This is a genomic window from Neobacillus bataviensis, assembly GCF_019969725.1.
This window is the reverse complement of record NZ_JAHXYW010000009.1, coordinates 151,981-169,695: the sequence shown is the minus strand read 5'-3', so window position 1 is coordinate 169,695 and position 17,715 is coordinate 151,981. Positions and strand designations below refer to the sequence as shown.

Below are 17,715 nucleotides of genomic sequence, written 5' to 3'. Positions count from 1 at the left end.
CCTTTACACCGAACAAAAATAATTCCTTTTTATAATAACACTTTTTGAAAAAATATACAAGGACACTAAAAATACGATTATGTTTATTTCTTTATTATTACCATTGCAGTATATTTTGAATCTGGGTAAACACCATATTCGGTATGACTGCTTGCAAGAAGAGGAATAGTATTGTATTTTACATCAATAAGCTTACCTTCCTCTAATGAGCCAAGAAAATCATTGACTTCCCGAATAAGTTCAACGAAGTCTATACTTTGAAAACCTTTTGCCTCGTACATTTTTTTCGCCCCCCATCATATGATTTATTTTCACCTTTTTCATCCATATGGCTCCATGAACGTCCAGTTTGAATCAGGTTTTTAAAGACATATTAAGGCTAAATAAAAACATTTGGTAAAAAATCGAATGGTCAGAAATATAGTAGAAATGTTGTAATAAAGTTGAGGAAATAAAGAAGTTAATGATGTAGAGACTTAACCGACCTTGTTGTTTAACAATTCCGTTGCCTGATTTTCTGTGATCCCTTTAATTAAACCAAGTTCACTGATGAATATCTTCCTTGCACTCTCAAGCATTTGCTTTTCAGTTGAATTTAGTGCTTTATTTTTGTTAATGCGCATTAAATCACGTACAACTTCAGCTCCGTCTTTGATATTACCCGTTTTCAATTTTTCAGTGTTAATTTTGAACCTTTCTTTCATGGAAAGATTTGTATCGGTTTGCCCATGATGAAAAATGTGCAATACGTTTTCAAGTGTAAGTAAATCCGATATTAAGCGAATCCGTGATTTTTTTACTTTCCCAATCGGAATCAACACCTGCATTTTACTGATTGGCATTTTAATTACATAATACTGCTGTTTCTCACCTAAGATTTCCTTTTCTTCTATAGCCTCAATAACCCCGGCACCCTGCAGAGGATAAAAAATGTAATCACCAACTTGAAACAAAGAAATCACCTCCAAATTATGAACCCTCTTAAGAATAGCACAATATCAATTTTTTGGCAAATTTTTAATTTTACCATCACTGATTGCTGGATGTCAATATCTTTTTTAATATTAGTGTAAAAAAACTGATTATTTTTGTTTTCATGCTCCCAGTAGAAAGAAGGCAGAGATTTTTCCCTGACTTTCAACTCACTCATTTACTATTGTACTCACAAATAGTAAATGAGCATGCTCAACCGAAAAAATGAAAAACTACCAGGAATAGGCAACCTGGCAGCTTTACTCGGAATTGCTTATTTATACTTTTCTTTAGGCATTATTCATAGGAAAACAAATGGTAAACGAAGTTCCATGATTCAGAGTGCTTGCAGCCTTAATGGTTCCCCCGTGATCCTGAATGATTTTCTGACAAATAGAAAGCCCCAGCCCTGTTCCATCAGGTTTCGTTGTATAAAATGGATTAAAGATTTTTTTTAGATCGGCCTCATTAATACCTTTACCCGTGTCCATAACCTCTACAACCGCTTTGTTTTCCACTTTTAACAATCGAATCGTAATCGTGCCACTTTCAATCATGGATTGAATGGAGTTGTTTATTAAATTGACATACACTTGTACCATTTTATCGAAATCCATTGGTATACAAAGATTCGGATTATATTCCACGTAAACGATTTGATGTCCTAGACTGCTGGCTCTAGATTCAGTTAAGGAGATTACTCTCTTTAGACACTCATGGATAGAATGAGATTGATATAAAGAAACATTTGGCTTTGAAAATTGAAGAAATTCGACCGTTAATTTATTCATCCTTTTGACTTCACTCAGGATTAAATCATACCAAGGTTGTATATTATACTGATTCTGTTTAGAGTGTTGAAGAAACCCCTGAATAATCGTTAAAGGGTTTCTAATTTCATGGGCAAGTCCAGCTGCCATTTCACCCAAAAGAATCATTTTTTCCTCTTTTAAACGCAATTCTTCCCGCTTCTTCTCTTCTTTAAGCACATTTTTTTGTCTTTCCACTTCAATGATGTATTGAATAATCAGCACTACAGCGAGCGAGGTTAGAAAGTCCGATCCAACAGCAAGGATATTATAGGAATCGAGAGGAGTATACGAAATTCGAATAACTGAGTAAAATGCAATCAAGACAAAACCAAGAAAAACCCCTTTAAGGACACCCCTGATTTGAAATAATAATTTACTAAGTAAAATGATATATATGGAGAAACACCAATTCAGTTGGCTTATAAAATGAAATAATAGTAACAAAATTATTTCAATAGTTGATATATATTTAAAATAGCGCGGATAAGTCTTTTCCAAATAAATACTTGTTATAAAAAGAATCCCAAGTAAGATGAGGAAAAAATCGTTTTGGGATCTATTCAACGTTATCGAGGAAAAAATAACAAAAATTACATAAATAGGTAAGACAATATGATACATTAAACGAAAAAACATTTGTTTCTCTCCGATTCATTAATCTTAGGATGCATCCCATTGATTATACTCTAAATTCCGGTCAAACACCTCAATTTAATGATACTTTGGTGATTCTTATCGGTTAGGTTATGAACGGATAAAACATAGAGCATTCCTTTAAAACGAGGAGTGCTTTTTATTTTTAACAAATTGAATGGATTTAAAAGTCGATAATAAAATATTAATTAAGAGTAAAAATTTATTGAAATTCAATAAATTTTTACTTATAATCAATTTGAAAATAATTTGTGAGGTGCTTTTAATGAAACGAGGATCAACATTTTTTTTAAAGACCGCCGTTATTCTAATGGGAATTCCGGTTCTTGCTTTGGGTATATTTGGAATGCCTTGGTTAGCTAAAAATCCCGTCAATCCAGATTATGACCATATACTGTATCCCATTTTAATCGGTGTTTATGTATCCGTAATACCGTATTTCGTGGCATTGTATCAGGCTTTTAAACTTTTAAGTTACATTGACAGAAACCTAGCTTTCTCTGAATGGTCTGTAACAGCTCTAAATAAAATCAAAATCTGTGCATTGACAATCAGTGGTTTGTTTGTGGTTATTTTGCCATTTGTTTATCTCGTAGCCGATCTAGACGATGCCCCTGGTCTCATCATCATTGGCATGGTCCCTATCTTTGCTTCAATCGTAATCGCAGTATTCGCTGCTGTTCTTCAAAGGCTTTTACAAGAAGCAATTGATATAAAATCGGAAAATGACTTAATCGTCTGAGGTGATGACAATGGCAATAATAATCAATATTGATGTGATGCTGGCCAAAAGGAAAATGAGCGTAACAGAACTTTCTGATAGGGTCGGGATCACGATGGCTAATCTTTCTATTTTAAAAAACGGCAAGGCAAAAGCGATTCGCTTAACAACTTTAGACGCGATTTGTAAGGCTTTAGAATGTCAACCTGGTGATATTTTAGAATACCGCAGTGATGAAGACACCCAAGATTAATGACTTAAAAAAATTTCGATTCACCTAGGAGTGATTCAAATTGATAAAAAATATTAGCCTAATAACTGATCAAATAAACGATTTTTCATTACAAAAAATAGAGCGGATTGATAGATTCTTATTGAATTTTCAAAATAGGACGTATGAAGGCAATTGTTTTCTCGACATAGATTTTTTTATGAAGGATAAAGAAAAACAATATATTGCCTGCTTCCGCTTCTATAACCCCAATAGTATCGATTTTGAAAGCGGGGGTATTTATCATCAATTATCAATCGGGATTTATGATATAAGGGATAGAGGTTGGGAAGGTAAGTATTTTGAAGTAATAGATTACTTGGATGAAAGCTTACACTTTTATTGTACAGACATTGAAATTATTTCTTTAAGAGAAAAAACTCTATATACAATTTAGTTTATTAAAGGAGGACAAACATGAAGAACGAACCAATCATCAGCTTAAGTCATGTAACGAAACGCATTGGCCGCACCACTCTCATCGACGATCTTTCATTTGACGTACCGAAAGGCGAAATTTTCGGCTTTCTGGGTCCAAATGGGGCCGGTAAAACAACCACAATCCGAATGATCGTCGGACTGATGTCGATTACCAAAGGGCAGATCCTGATTAAGGGGAAAAATATTAAAACTGAATTCGAACAAGCAATCCGCCACGTAGGAGCCATCGTGGAAAGTCCGGAAATGTACAAATATCTGAGTGGGTATCACAACCTTGTTCATTATGCCCGCATGGTACCGGGGGTAACAAAGGAACGAATTGACGAAGTGGTTTCGCTAGTCAAGTTGGAAAACCGTATCCACGATAAAGTCAAAAAGTACTCGCTCGGCATGCGGCAGCGGCTGGGGGTTGCCCAAGCACTGCTGCATCGCCCATCCCTGCTGATTCTCGATGAACCGACAAACGGTCTTGACCCGGCGGGGATTCGTGAACTGCGTGACTATTTGCGGCATTTGACACGTACAGAAGGAATCACGGTTATCGTCTCCAGCCATCTGTTGTCCGAGATGGAGCTCATGTGCGACCGGGTTGCCATCCTCCAGCGGGGCAAGCTGGTCAATATAATGCCGGTTCAGCATTTTACCCGTGAAAACGATCAAGTTCAAACGTATCGAATCCAAGCACAGCCACCGGAACAGGCATTGGCAGCCGTGAGGAAGATGGACAGCATCCAGGAGGTCAAGCTTGCTCAGGAAGGAATCGTCGAGGTCAAAACTGAGCGGGAACGTATCCCGGACATTTTGTTAGTGTTGATGCAGAACCATATTCGCATCTATAGCGTCGAGATGGTTTCCCAGTCATTAGAAGATCGATTCTTAGAAATAACGGGGGTTGAACAAATTGGTTAATCTAGTACTCAATGAAAATATGAAGATTTACCGACGGGTACGAACATGGATCCTGGTCGGACTGATGGCCGCTTTTGTGCTATTCGTCAACATCATTGAATGGCACTCTGATGGAAAAAAGGCGCAAGGCGAAGGATGGCGGCAAGAACTGCAGCAAAAGAATAAGCAATGGAGCGAAATTCTGAAGCAGCCCAATCTTGGTGATGATGACCGAAAGTTCTATCAGGAGCAGATTGCCCTCAACGGCTATCACTTGGAGCAGAATATTCGCTCGACGGATGGCACGATGTGGGATGGTGTGAACGGTTCGGCCAATATGATGATCTTAATTACCATTTTCACCATCATCATTGTGGGAGACAGTGTTGCAGGCGAATTTTCATCCGGTACCATCAAGCTGCTGCTCATCAGGCCGGCTAGCCGAGTTAAGATACTCGTCTCCAAGTATATCTCTTTTCTGCTGTTCGGTATGCTGTTGTTACTTACACTGTTTGTCATCTCCGTCCTAGTAAACGGTATCTTATACGGCTTTGGATATATGGATCTACCGTTGGTCAGCATGAATGCGGATGGGCAAATCGTTGAAAAGAATATGGTCCTCAATCTGTGGAAAACGTATATGCTTAATGGTATATCCACGGTCATGTACATAACCATGGCCTTTATGATCTCATCCGCCTTCCGAAGCAGCGCGATGGCTATCGGGTTTTCCATCGGCGCCTTGTTTGCAGGCAATATTGTTATGGGGGCACTGCATCGGTTCGATTGGAGCAAGTACCTGTTGTTTGCTAATACTGATCTCACTCAGTACCTTGCCGGACATCCTTTCCAAGATGGAATGACATTGTCCTTTTCCATCGTTGTGCTCGCTGTCTATTTCCTGGTGTTTAATCTGATTTCTTGGCTTATTTTTACACGTAGAGATGTGGCAGCATAAACATAGTCGACGAATAAAATTCTTTAAACATTTGATCAAGGGGTGTGCCCCTCCCCCTCTGGCATGAGGCGGAGTGGGAGGCCTTATTTAGCAGAAAAATAAAGGAGAACACATTAGCGGTAATGTGTTCTCCTTTTAGTTTATATTTTTAGATACTCGGTTTCTTTACTGAGCACTGTTCATTGGATATTTGTATACGCAGTGAAGCTTTTCGAACCAATACAAAATAGGAAAGAAAAGCTAGAAAACTTGAGCAAAAGATCACCAAGCCCATAGGAACGCCTGTATACGCCCCTGCTATTCCCACAAGTGGAGCCGATAATGAGCCAAGCACAAATGGCAATAAGCCTAGTAATGCAGAAGCACTTCCGGCAATATGTCCTTGGGTCTCAATCGCTAAAGCAAAACATGTGGTTCCAATAATACTGATTGAACCTACAAAAAAGAAAATCGGGACCGCGACAGCGAAAAGCGGAGCTTTTACTAACAGTGCAATGAGCAAGATTGCACCAGCTATGGTAGAGATGGCTAACCCTATCTTTAAGAAAGTCCGCTCCGGAATAATGTCCGCCAAGCGGCCGACCAACTGACTTCCAATAATTAAGGCTAATCCATTTGTTCCAAATAATAAACTAAATTGCTGCGGTGTAACATGGTAAATATTTTGATAGACAAACGGTATTCCAGATACATAGGCAAAGATTCCTGCAGTAGTAAAACCTTGAGTAAATGCGTACCCCATGAACGTGCGATCTTTGAATAAAGAACCAAAGTTTTTCATGATTTGGGGTAAATTGCTTGGGACACGGTTTTCTTCTGGAAGTGTTTCTTCTAATTTGAAAGCAACTGTTAAGAGCAACACCGCACCTATAATCGCCAATGCTAGGAAAACCCCATGCCAATTGGAAAAAGCAAGAATGCCCCCTCCAGCAATCGGTGCCACGATCGGCCCGAGGTTACCCACTAACACCATCATCGTAAAAAACTTGGTCAGTTCCCTTCCACTAAAAAGATCCCGAACAATAGCTCTAGAAATCACAAGTCCACCGGCAGCAGCAAAGCCCTGGACTAATCGAGCAACAATAAGGAAATAGATATTGGGTGCTAGCGCACAAGTTATAGAAGCAAGTAAGTACAATGTGATAAAGATGAGCAAGGGTTGCCGGCGGCCTTTCACATCACTAAAAGGACCAATAAACAATTGCCCTAATCCCAATCCTAATAAACAGGAAGTTAAACTAATTTGGACAAGTGAAGCAGTCGTATGAAAATCGTTTACAATCGTTGGAAAGGACGGTAAATACGTATCGATTGTAAAAGGTCCTAACAATCCAAGTGATCCAAGGAGTATGGCAAGCTGTATTCGTTTTTTTCCACTAGGTTTTTTCAATGTCCATCGCCTTTCTATTAAAGAAGTATTTTTCCCCTTCATTTATTTCGATATCCTAAATAATAATAAATGTTATTATAACCCGAAACTTGCTCAAGGGTAAACAATTAATTTCCGTGGAAACGATTTCAATTTTCGTGCAGATACGACACTTACTCAAAATACTTAAAGGACGATTATATGTGGCATAATCGTCCTTGCTGGGTTTCATTATTTAAGTGCTTTACTAACTTTTAGCTTCTTTCCTTTTATGGTTGCATTCTCCATAGCTTGTAAAACGAGCGAGCCTTTTCCATTCAGAATATCAACATAGGACATTTGATCCTGGATCGTAATAATCCCAATATCATCTGCAGTTACTCCAGGAATTTTCGCAATCGTTCCAACAAAATCTACCGCTCGAAGCTTCTTCTTTTTTCCACCGCTAAAATATAGTTTCATGATATCTTGGTTAATTCTTGCGGATTTATTATTTCTTACGACTCGTCGGCCGCTGATTTTTTCTTCGAAAGCAGCCCTCTTACTGGCAACTTCATGTGGCTTTGGTGCATCCATTTTTGGAATTTCAAAGCCAATATACCGTTCAATATTTTTAACGAATTTTCCTTCATAAGGTGTTGCAAACGTAATCGCTTTTCCTTCATTTCCTGCGCGACCTGTTCGGCCTGTGCGGTGGACATAACTCTCTTTTTCCATTGGAACATCATAGTTGATAACAAGTGTCACATTATCAATATCAATTCCTCGTGCAGCGACGTCGGTAGCAACCAAATAACGGAAATTCCCCATTTTGAAACCATCCATTACAGCAAACCGATCCTGTTGTTCTAATCCGCCATGGAGTCTTTCACAAGAATAATTGGATTCTTCCAATTCGGTATAGACAGTATCAACATGTTCTTTTGTTCGGCAAAAAATAAGGCAGCTGTCTGGATTTTCAACGACAGTAACGTCTTTCAGGAGTGTAATTTTTTCATCTTCCTTCACTTCGATTAGACGATGTTCTATTGTAGCCGTCGTGATCCCGCCAGCCTCAATCTCTACATTAATAGGATTTTCCATATACTTATAGCATAGATTTTCAACATCTGAAGGTAATGTTGCAGAAAATACCATTGTTACTCTGTTTAAAGGGAGTTGATTAATAATTGCTTCTACTTCATCGATAAAACCCATATTAAGCATTTCATCAGCTTCATCTATAATTAGATACTTTATTTTATCTAAAACCAGGGTTTCTCTTTCAATATGATCCAAAACACGCCCTGGGGTACCAACAACTACATGGTTTTTTTGTTTCAATTCTTCTTTTTGTTTCGAAAAAGGCTCTTTTCCGTAAACGGCCATTGCTTTGATTCGTTTAAACCTGCCAATATTAGTAATGTCTTCGCGAACTTGAACAGCTAGCTCTCTGGTGGGTGTAAGGATTAAGGCATGTGGCAATTTTTCTTCCCATTCAATCATTTCGCAAATAGGAATTGCAAACGACGCAGTCTTGCCGCTGCCTGTTTGAGATTTTACGACAAGATCTTGATTAGCCAATGCTAATGGAATGACTTTACTCTGAACCTCTGTCGGAGCTTCATATTTTAATACCTCTAATGATCTTCTTATTTCATCGCTTAAATTATAACCTTCAAAACTTGTTTCACTCATGTATTAACCTCGTTTTTTTGTATTATCCGGCTTATCTATAGGATTTCTCTCAAAGATATATCATATGCATAATCTGAATAGGGTTCATTATACTTGAAATACTGGAAAAAGCGAACAGTAATTGATTGGCGCTGCTCCTAAATTACAAAAATAAAAACGTGCCTAACTAAAAAGTTAGAACACGTTGCCGTAAAAAAACACCTGCAAAAGCTGGTAACAAATTATTACACAAATCATTATACTAGTTTAATAAGTGTATTTGGCTGCACCATTTTTTATAGGTAGAATTCAATAATAATACCTTTATCATTGAACCGTATTCGTTGCCCAGACTGCCCTTCCATCAGGTCGGTATATTACCACGTTCCCATCGTTTTGAACAACAACCCTGCTGCCCGGGTGTGTCCAAGTATCAGATGACCAAATCGGTTTTTGATATGCGTCGTAAATGACGAGGTTCCCGTCACCTTGCATGATACAGATCCCCACCTGCCCCTTGCCGTTGGTGCCGGAAGCCCAAATCGCTTTTCTAGGACTATTGGGGATGTTTTTATAGAGTACGAGATTTCCATCACCTTGGAAAACAAACGCATAGGTACCGCTGCTTGAGTGAATGGCCTGATCAATCTGGAGTTTCTCGCCAGGCTGCATATCTTCACCTGAAGCAAACGGACCGCTTAAAATCCAATTATAATCAACCGGCCTTTTAAACGTGTAATCTGTACGGAAGAAACTATAAATGGGAGTAGAGGACCTGGAATGAACAACGCTGGTTGTGGATTCGGGCTTCCCAATATTTAAGGAAATCGTTACATTATCATCGTTTGGATAATTAGGATCATAGACGTTGATAGACAGATCGTTTTGATTCAAATTATAACCATAGGCAAGGACTACATGATTTTTTCCAAGCTGAAAAGGATCAAGGGATTTAACTTTGACTAAACCAAGCGGTGAAAGCTTTCCGCTATCAAGATCACCTTTTATTCTTGGCCATTCCTCTTTGATCATTCTCCACGCCCTGCCGTGGGGGGCAAGACCTATTTTACTAGCTGCTGTTTCATGGTCCGGCAGTGCTGGATTCATCAATTCCATATATTTAACTGGACCTCCTGGCAAATTGAAGCTATCAATCAGCCGGTTCACAATATAATCGTACAATGGACCAGAAGAAGGATTTGTTAAATTGGATGGAATGGGCATTTTTGCTTCAAAGTAATCCCTTGCAGCATAAACCATCCCGCCACAAAGGCCGTTAGATGCATCACCAATCGGAATCTGTTTACCCAAAACAGTAATTGTCTTTAAAGCAACACGTGGAAAGTTATTGTTACTAAATTTAAAACCGGCTGAGCTGGGCCGAAACCCTGTTAAAGTTGGCATAGTGATTTCCCCCTTGGTTTCACGTAAATTGATTGATTACTATAGAGCTAATATTGGGACGATGAGATTAATTTATGTAAATATTTACTCCTATTGGAATATTTTCTCAATAGGTCCCTGTTTAAACTATGTTAGTGCTTTCGTTAAATATGCTATGAAAAAAGTACTAATCTGTATTTGTAAATATTTTATAGGCAGTCATATCCATTCCACTTTTCAAATCAGTCATATCTAGTTCAAGAAGCAGACACGTACACCGAAATGTAATAGAAATGCTTAGAATAACTTAATATAAAGAAATATGATATTATTACATAATTAAAATACTTGAGGTGAAAACGCATTGGATTTTAATTCAGAATCAAACCAACAATTAGAAAATGCTTATGACGAAGAATATATAGAAAGAGATTACCCGACGAGACAAGACGTAAAAAGGGAACGAGAAAATAGAGAAGATAAAGAATTGTCCATGGGGAGGAACAAGAAAAAAGCCGTTAATGGTGGCTTTGCAAGAGTATTTCCGAAATTCAGGTTCCCTTCGTCAAAAAAGAAAAAGAAGCTGGAGATGTTTTGGTTAAAACTCGTCTTTAAGATTTTGGTAGTAGCAGCAGTTTACTTCAACTTTAAATACCTTCTAAACTATATGAAAAATCCGATTAGTAATTTTACGGATACCTTAATTGTAGTTGGAATCTGTGCAGGAATTAATTTTCTTGCCGTGTGGATTTTGTTTTATAAAAATTCATTGATGAGGTTTTATCTCTCCCTATTTGCGATAGTCGGATCATTTGGGTACTACGGCTATGTAAATTATCTGAATCAATCCTTTTTGGGAAATAACATCATAGCTTCGGTGCTTGTTATTATTTCAGTTTTAATGGTCATCAATCCTAAAGTAAATTATTATGTGAAAAACATCACGTTACTGTTAATACCCGTTTTAGGAATATATTTTAGTGGTACTAAATTCGGTCTTGTATGGACTCTTATGATTAATGCCGGATTAATATTATTATTTAGAGTGCCAAAATCAAATAAAAAGGAAGAAGAACGAACAAAACGAAACAAAAAACAATCCGCTTAATAGTGAAATTTATATTTGCTGGTTAATGCAAAAAAGGCCGAAAATATACAGGTGGAGAAAAAACTTGTATATTTTCGGCCTTAAGAAAATTTAAAATAGGTAAGACGAAAATTTAGTTAAAAACAACGAAAGTAAAAAAACTTCTACTCTTTTAATAAAGGGTTCCGTTTTGGTGCTTTTCGTGCAGAAATGATAGTCGTATTGGCATTGTTATTGGTATATAAAATAGCAAAACCTTATTTAACTGAAGCAACCCGTTAGTTTAAGTACAATGTTTCACAATCTTTTTATTCTGGAATAAGGCAACCAGTTTTAATAAAAGCTGGATTATTTTATCCTCTTAAATTCTCTATAAAAAAGATTCGTCTAAAGCTGAAATTAAAATAGACTAGACTTTGTGTTTTTTAATTTAATTTTAAACTCTTCCAGTACCTTTTTTCTTTCCTGATAACTTTCATCATCGCCTTCCTCCCATAGAGCAAGATCTGCACCTTTTTCAATTAACTGGATCGCCTTTTTTTTAACCGAAGCGGTCAAAACCCTATGTCTCATTTGAAGACCTGCAAGAGAAATGAACAGAATTGATTCATCTGCCTGTTTATCTTCTTCATCATCGTAATCAGAAAACTCTTCCTGCCACGATTTTAGAATTATTTTTGTAGCTTTTCTTGGACTTACCCCTTCATCCATCAGTTCATTCCATTCATCTTGAATATCGCAAGATAAATCATCTTCCCATAAGCCAGAACCCCAAGCTCCCATCCTTTTTCCTCCTCCATTTATAATGATTCACAGCTCAATGCTGTCTTTTTTTAACCAAGAGTCAGAATCTCGTTTTCTTTGATTATATTTTAAAACAAATTTCTAAAAAGGGATAATCCTTCATTAAAAACAATTTGATTGGAAATTTCTATTCCGATTTAGAACAATCTTTAATTAACCTGCATCCGTTAGCACAATAAGAATATGGGATCGCCGCAGCCATCCCATTTTTTAACTCTTTAACAATTCGCATTAAGATTGGATAATTCCTTCTTTCACTAAACTGCATCCTTTAGTTCAATAAGAAAAGGCTGCCGTAATAAGCAGCCAGAGCTTTAAGGAAAGCACACGTTTGTTAAAGAACAAATTTATGTAATGGGAATTTGTGCTGAGTTACTCTGTTCTATTTTGATAGATGTAAAGACCAAAATCTTGCATAACGGAGGTGTGCCCCATATGTCGTAACATAGTAGCTATATTACCACGGTGATATGAACCGTGAGTAACAACGTGTAGTAATGTTTCAGAAATAGAAGTTTCAAGTAACCCTGCATATGGGTTATCCACTAAAATCAACTTTTCAATATCCTCTTGACTGTTTAAAAGTGCCTTATATTGTTCGGATAGGTCTTGAAATATTTCTTTTATTTCATCAATACTTTTCTTTTCCACTTGTTCTCTCAATTGGTTAGCGGTCGCCATTGCTTGTTTCATACTTTTACCTGAGATAACCTCGAACCAAATATAATCTGTAAGATAAATGTGAGTCAACACATTTGATACTGAAGAAAAACCACTCTGAATTTTCCTATGATAAAGATCCTGTGGAAGTTCTTTCAAACGTTCAATTATAACTCCATTTGCCCAAACGTGGTAGTTGTACATTTTTAATGAGGGGTGTGTCATATTAATCTTCCTCCACTTTCATTTATTCTTCTTTTGTGATAAACGGTTCCCAAAGCCCAAATTCAGGAAATTCATTAACTTATATATTCTGTTTTATTATAAAAACTCCTTTACTAAACTGCCCCCTTAGTGCAACAAGAAAAAAGGATCGCCGCAGCAATCCTTTCTTAAACTCAGCACCCGTTAGCTTAATAAGAAATTTTTAATGTGTACCAATGAAGACCACTTTTTTTGTGCTTCGTATTTGACTAAAAGAGTAATTTTCCAAGGCTATAACAATCATTTAATAGGAAAAAAGAAAGACCAATAATAACTAAAATTTTTTGCCATTTATGTTCAAATAAAGAAATACCTACTCTGAACATACCTAAACCAACACAAATATGGCAAACCAAATTTATTAATTTGTTATGATGAAAAATACCATAAATGTAAAGAACTAAGCCAATTATTAGAACAAAAAAAATAAATTTACCCAAAAGGGTAGGCTCTTTTGTTAGCTCTGGTGGACTTGAATCAATAAATAAATTCCATATTTTCAATAATTTGTTTTTCATTACAGACCATCCTAATCAACATCATTTTAATTAAAATAATTCAACAAAAGCACCGATAGTAAAATAAGAATACAGATTTAATCTACCCCTTTAACAAACAATACTCTATCTTGATTTGGTCCATCGTAATCAGAAAATACAGACACACCGTCCACTTCTTTGTCCCCATTTTCAATATTGAATCCCATCTTTGTGTGATAAGCAATTGAAACCTTATTTACTGGTGAAGTTACAGCACGAACAAAATTTACCTTATGCTTCTTGGCCACATTGAAGAATTCATTATAAAGTTGCTTTCCAATTTGGTTTTTACGGTGGTTAGGGTTTACACCAACAAAATGTATATATGCAACATCTTTATCTGATTGAGACAAAAAACCAATCAAAAAGCCCAAAATTTCACCGTCTTTTTCAGCAATAAAACTTGTATTTTTGAAATGCACAAAGAATAACTTAGGCAACATATCTGACATTTGCCTTCCGCCCCACCATTCGTTAATCAATGGTGAAATAACATTATAATCTGAACTTTTCACATTCCGTATTTGCATAATAATCCAACCCTTTTTTTAATAACAACCATCTTCGTTCTTATTGAACTATCCTGCCCCGTTAGTGCAAAAGAAAAGAAAAGAAATGCTGCCTTAAATGTAGCTAATTCAGCTTCTGTTACACGTTTTAGTCAATTTACTTTTTTACATCTTCAACATCATTTATTACATTTTTTGTAGTCAATGTGTCTTCACTTAAGGTATGCCCTTCTAGAATAGAGACAAAATATTTACCGTTAGATACCGAAACGTAATTAGGTTCATCATTAGTCTTTTTAAAATAAATTGTGTATTTATTGCCATTCATTGTGTTTATTTCAAAACTTGTTTCTGAGGTCAACTGAAAACCTGGTGTAATTTTCTCAGCATAAAATCCATTGTCATCCTTTTTTAATTCTCCAACAAAATAAATATTTGTACTCTCTTGGGTTACTAATAACTTGTCTCCTTGTAAAGTAGTAATTAAATCAATACTGCCTGCAACATTTTCAATTTTAATATAATGTTGAAATGCCTTTTCTTTAGAAGAGAAATGTTCTATTTTGTCCTTTGATTTAGAAGTAGTTGCATTACAAGCTACCAATATAAAAACAGTTAAAACTGCTAGACTAGCTTTAAATTTTTTAATAATCTTTTCCCCCTATATTCAATTAAATCGAACCAATTTTCCTATATTACCATCACCGTGGACCTATTGAATATTCACTACCCATTTGTTGTATTCCTTCTTGCGATAACCTGACCCGTTACTTGAATAAGAAACTAAGCATTGGTAGTCAAGAAATACATTCCTAAAAGGATAACCATTATCACTAATATACCTAAAAAAACACGTTTCATTTTTATTTCCCCTTTAATATATATTGCTACCTTAGCCATTTATAGCTGTAAATTCTCCATTCTAATCGTATTATCCTTCCTCAACTAACCTGCTTCGTTAGTACAATAAGACGCAGTATAAAAAACTCCCCTTGTTGCAGTTCAAGCTGAACTAACAAAAGTCGCTTATCAGCAATTAGCTTTAAAATCTAACGCCTAGACCACCTATATTAAACTATTTTCGTATATAAATTCATACTTTGGATTGAGACAAATTTCAAAGAAAAATCGTATTCTATTTAGTAAAATACACGATTTTTAAGGAGTGAGATGCTTTGTCCATTATCGGTATGATTAAAAAAGAAATTCTCAGCTGGGAAGGTGTGACTGAGAAGCCACATCGATTTGGTGGGATTGAATTTAATTATAATAACAAAGAATTAGGTCACATTCACGGGGACACATTAGCCGATCTTCCATTTCCAAAATCAATCAGAGATGATATTTTAAAAAAAGGTCTGGCTCAACCACATCATGTTTTACCTGATTCTGGATGGATTAGTTATTACATTAAAAGCAAAGATGATATTACTTTAGTCATTCATCTTTTTCGGTTACAGTACGATAGGTTAGTAAAAAAATTAGATAGAAACCAAAGTTAATTTTTGACTTAGGCTCTGTTGAATATTATTGTTAACTTTAATATAAATAAGGGACTTCCAAATGTCTGAGTCCCTCTAGGCTTTTTTCAACTAACCTGCCCCTTTAGTTGAATAACAAAAAAGCCACCAAATATGGCAGCTCGATCTTGAACTATTGCACCCCGTTAGTGTAAGTGAAACAATTCACAATATAAAAGTACATCATTTCCTATTTCCGCATAATACTCATCATCTGCCCCTTAAGCTTCTCTAATTTTATCTGGGCTGTTTTCATCCATTGTTATTATCCTCCTTGTATTCATTTCATAATGCTTTCTTTTTTCGAGATGACCTAGAAGTTTTTTTACGATTGCCATTTCCCCCTTTTCCCCCAAATTCCATATTTCCTTTATAATTTCTCCTTGATTTCTCTTGTACCTTTATTTTAGGCTTACTGGCATATCGAGGTGACTCGGAAGTTAACTGAACAGGAGCATCCCTCTGTTCCTTCGACAACAATTTCAAGGCAACTGAGACCAACGCTATTGAATCGTATTGATCGAGTAATTCGCTTGCTGCTTGTTTAAACTGTATGTACTGTTCCTCTTCAACCAATTGAATCATCTTTTCTAATGCAGCTCTCTGTATAGACTCCATTGCTTCTGCTACCGTCGGAATTGATTTACGCTGGATCTTTCCTTTCGAGGCTTTTTCAATACTGTGAATCTGTCTGGTTTCCCTCGGTGTAACAAATGTAATAGCTAGCCCCGTCTTACCTGCTCGCCCCGTTCTGCCGATTCGGTGAACATAACTTTCCGGGTCTTGAGGAATGTCAAAATTGTAGACGTGGGTAACCCCTGAAACATCAATTCCTCTCGCAGCCACATCGGTCGCAACTAAAATATCAATGTTTCCCTCACGAAATTTATTCATCACAACATCTCGCTGTCGTTGATTTAAATCTCCGTGCAACCCATCAGCAAGATACCCTCTTTTATTCAATGCATCACTTAATTCATCCACGCGTCTTTTTGTTCTTCCAAAAATCACGGCTAATTCTGGGTTATCCACGTCTAGCAGACGGCAAAGCACTTCAAATTTATCTCGTTCATTAACCTCATAATAAATTTGCTTTACAGTTGGCGAGGTAACTTCCTTCGCTTTCATCTTTACTAACTCTGGATCGTTCATAAACCTTTCCGCAAGATTTTGAATCGGTTTGGGCATGGTGGCAGAGAACAGCAAGGTTTGTTTTTCTTCAGGGGTCTCTTTGAGGATTCGTTCGATATCCTCCAGAAAGCCCATATCTAACATTTCATCAGCTTCATCCAATACCACCACTGAGATGCGATCTAACTTCAGCGTTTTACGTTGAATGTGGTCCAAAAGTCTTCCAGGTGTTCCCGTAATAATTTGAGGGACCTTTTTTAATGCCTTGATTTGGCGTTCTATAGACTGCCCTCCATAAATAGGGAGAGAAGATATGCCCATGTATTTTGCCAGCCGATTTATCTCTTCTGAAACCTGAATAGCTAATTCTCTTGTCGGTGCAATTGCAATCGCCTGAATATATTTTTTGCTCGTATCCACTTTCTCCAAGATCGGTATGGCGAAGGCAGCCGTCTTTCCTGTACCTGTTTGTGCTTGACCAATAATGTCCTTCCCCGTCAAAGCTATGGGAATGGCTTTCTCTTGAATAGGAGAAGCTTCTTCAAATCCCATATCCGTAATCGCTCTTTGAATGGGTTCACTAATGTCCATTTCATGAAATGTTGTCATACTTCATAACCCCCTTATATTTGTTTACAATTTTTAATATTGGACTAATCTCCCTGATGGAATGCACATATGCATTAATTTTTACAAGCTAATTAGGAAAGTAAAGGCATCCACCCTTGTTTATAAGATAATAATTTATAAACAAAGTTCGTAATAATATGATTATTTGTTAATAATTAAAGTTTATACCAGTAAATGAGCAATTGGAATGTATGGCTTTTTCAACAAAACTCCCATTTTTCGAAAAGAAAAAAGGATCGCTGTGACTGCAATCCTTCTTGCACTTAAGCACCCGTTAGAAGAACAATGAACACTTTCGTTTTTACTATTTACCATAAAAACATCTTGTTCTCAGAAAAGTTTTTTACGAAACCCCCTATCTTGGAATATGCAAAGATGAAATTCTGAAAAAACCCACTGGCAAACTAATCCTTTAATAAGAAATGGGTTGGATGAGGAGGAATGCG

General features: G+C 36.6%; 19 protein-coding genes. 7 read left to right on the top strand and 12 right to left on the bottom strand.

The genetic code is table 11. The annotated features are described in order from the left end of the window. Window positions 1–83: 83 nt before the first annotated feature. The 3 genes from LC455_RS21370 to LC455_RS21360 form a co-directional block, all read right to left on the bottom strand. Complete coding sequence (locus LC455_RS21370; RefSeq protein WP_223593775.1) at window positions 84–281, bottom strand: sporulation protein Cse60; 198 nt, start codon at window positions 279–281, stop codon at window positions 84–86. A 195-nt stretch (window positions 282–476) separates the two neighbouring features. Beyond that, window positions 477–968, bottom strand: a complete 492-nt coding sequence (locus tag LC455_RS21365) for a CarD family transcriptional regulator (protein ID WP_223593774.1) — start codon at window positions 966–968, stop codon at window positions 477–479. 294 nt (window positions 969–1,262) lie between these two features. After that, complete coding sequence (locus LC455_RS21360; protein WP_223593773.1) at window positions 1,263–2,105, bottom strand: two-component system sensor histidine kinase NtrB; 843 nt, start codon at window positions 2,103–2,105, stop codon at window positions 1,263–1,265. A gap of 598 nt (window positions 2,106–2,703) precedes the next feature. Here LC455_RS21360 and LC455_RS21355 point away from each other — a divergent pair. From LC455_RS21355 to LC455_RS21335, 5 genes are read left to right on the top strand one after another with little or no spacing between them, the layout of a single operon-like run. Further along, a complete protein-coding gene (locus tag LC455_RS21355; RefSeq protein WP_223593772.1) occupies window positions 2,704–3,180 on the top strand; it encodes a DUF2975 domain-containing protein in 477 nt (158 codons plus the stop codon). 10 nt (window positions 3,181–3,190) lie between these two features. Beyond that, a complete protein-coding gene (locus LC455_RS21350; RefSeq protein WP_223593771.1) occupies window positions 3,191–3,412 on the top strand; it encodes a helix-turn-helix domain-containing protein in 222 nt (73 codons plus the stop codon). Window positions 3,413–3,452: 40 nt separating this feature from the next. Beyond that, complete coding sequence (locus LC455_RS21345; protein WP_223593770.1) at window positions 3,453–3,827, top strand: hypothetical protein; 375 nt, start codon at window positions 3,453–3,455, stop codon at window positions 3,825–3,827. Window positions 3,828–3,847: 20 nt separating this feature from the next. After that, on the top strand, window positions 3,848–4,780 hold the full coding sequence (locus tag LC455_RS21340; RefSeq protein WP_223593769.1) for an ABC transporter ATP-binding protein: 933 nt from the start codon (window positions 3,848–3,850) through the stop codon (window positions 4,778–4,780). Next, a complete protein-coding gene (locus LC455_RS21335) occupies window positions 4,773–5,717 on the top strand; it encodes an ABC transporter permease (RefSeq protein WP_223593768.1) in 945 nt (314 codons plus the stop codon). The genes LC455_RS21340 and LC455_RS21335 overlap by 8 nt, the downstream gene beginning before the upstream one ends. A 148-nt stretch (window positions 5,718–5,865) precedes the next feature. On the opposite strand, the gene LC455_RS21330 is transcribed toward LC455_RS21335, so the two are convergent. From LC455_RS21330 to LC455_RS21320, 3 genes are all read right to left on the bottom strand, one after another. Next, a complete protein-coding gene (locus LC455_RS21330; protein WP_223593766.1) occupies window positions 5,866–7,107 on the bottom strand; it encodes a Bcr/CflA family multidrug efflux MFS transporter in 1,242 nt (413 codons plus the stop codon). Window positions 7,108–7,317: 210 nt separating this feature from the next. Beyond that, window positions 7,318–8,763 (bottom strand): DEAD/DEAH box helicase, encoded by a 1,446-nt coding sequence (locus tag LC455_RS21325; RefSeq protein WP_223593764.1) that lies wholly within the window; start codon window positions 8,761–8,763, stop codon window positions 7,318–7,320. A gap of 306 nt (window positions 8,764–9,069) precedes the next feature. Then, the gene (locus LC455_RS21320) at window positions 9,070–10,146 is read right to left on the bottom strand and encodes a hypothetical protein (RefSeq protein ID WP_223593762.1); all 1,077 of its coding nucleotides are present in this window, start codon (window positions 10,144–10,146) and stop codon (window positions 9,070–9,072) included. A gap of 343 nt (window positions 10,147–10,489) precedes the next feature. Between LC455_RS21320 and LC455_RS21315 the strand changes: the two genes are divergently transcribed. Continuing rightward, a complete protein-coding gene (locus LC455_RS21315; RefSeq protein WP_223593760.1) occupies window positions 10,490–11,233 on the top strand; it encodes a hypothetical protein in 744 nt (247 codons plus the stop codon). Window positions 11,234–11,611: 378 nt separating this feature from the next. On the opposite strand, the gene LC455_RS21310 is transcribed toward LC455_RS21315, so the two are convergent. From LC455_RS21310 to LC455_RS21290, 5 genes are all read right to left on the bottom strand, one after another. Next, window positions 11,612–11,995, bottom strand: coding sequence for a MarR family transcriptional regulator (locus LC455_RS21310; RefSeq protein ID WP_223593759.1), 384 nt, complete (start codon window positions 11,993–11,995; stop codon window positions 11,612–11,614). Window positions 11,996–12,388: 393 nt separating this feature from the next. Continuing rightward, window positions 12,389–12,901 (bottom strand): DinB family protein, encoded by a 513-nt coding sequence (locus tag LC455_RS21305; protein ID WP_223593758.1) that lies wholly within the window; start codon window positions 12,899–12,901, stop codon window positions 12,389–12,391. Between the two features lie 248 nt (window positions 12,902–13,149). Next, window positions 13,150–13,458, bottom strand: coding sequence for a hypothetical protein (locus tag LC455_RS21300; protein ID WP_223593757.1), 309 nt, complete (start codon window positions 13,456–13,458; stop codon window positions 13,150–13,152). 77 nt (window positions 13,459–13,535) lie between these two features. Further along, window positions 13,536–14,009 (bottom strand): GNAT family N-acetyltransferase, encoded by a 474-nt coding sequence (locus LC455_RS21295; protein ID WP_223593756.1) that lies wholly within the window; start codon window positions 14,007–14,009, stop codon window positions 13,536–13,538. Window positions 14,010–14,145: 136 nt separating this feature from the next. After that, complete coding sequence (locus LC455_RS21290; protein WP_223593755.1) at window positions 14,146–14,592, bottom strand: hypothetical protein; 447 nt, start codon at window positions 14,590–14,592, stop codon at window positions 14,146–14,148. A gap of 571 nt (window positions 14,593–15,163) precedes the next feature. Here LC455_RS21290 and LC455_RS21285 point away from each other — a divergent pair. Further along, complete coding sequence (locus tag LC455_RS21285; protein ID WP_223593754.1) at window positions 15,164–15,490, top strand: luciferase domain-containing protein; 327 nt, start codon at window positions 15,164–15,166, stop codon at window positions 15,488–15,490. Window positions 15,491–15,793: 303 nt separating this feature from the next. Here the strand turns inward: LC455_RS21285 and LC455_RS21280 are convergent, their stop codons facing one another. Next, entirely contained in the window at window positions 15,794–17,248 is a 1,455-nt protein-coding gene (locus LC455_RS21280; RefSeq protein ID WP_223593752.1) for a DEAD/DEAH box helicase, read from the bottom strand. Between the last annotated feature and the right edge of the window lie 467 nt (window positions 17,249–17,715).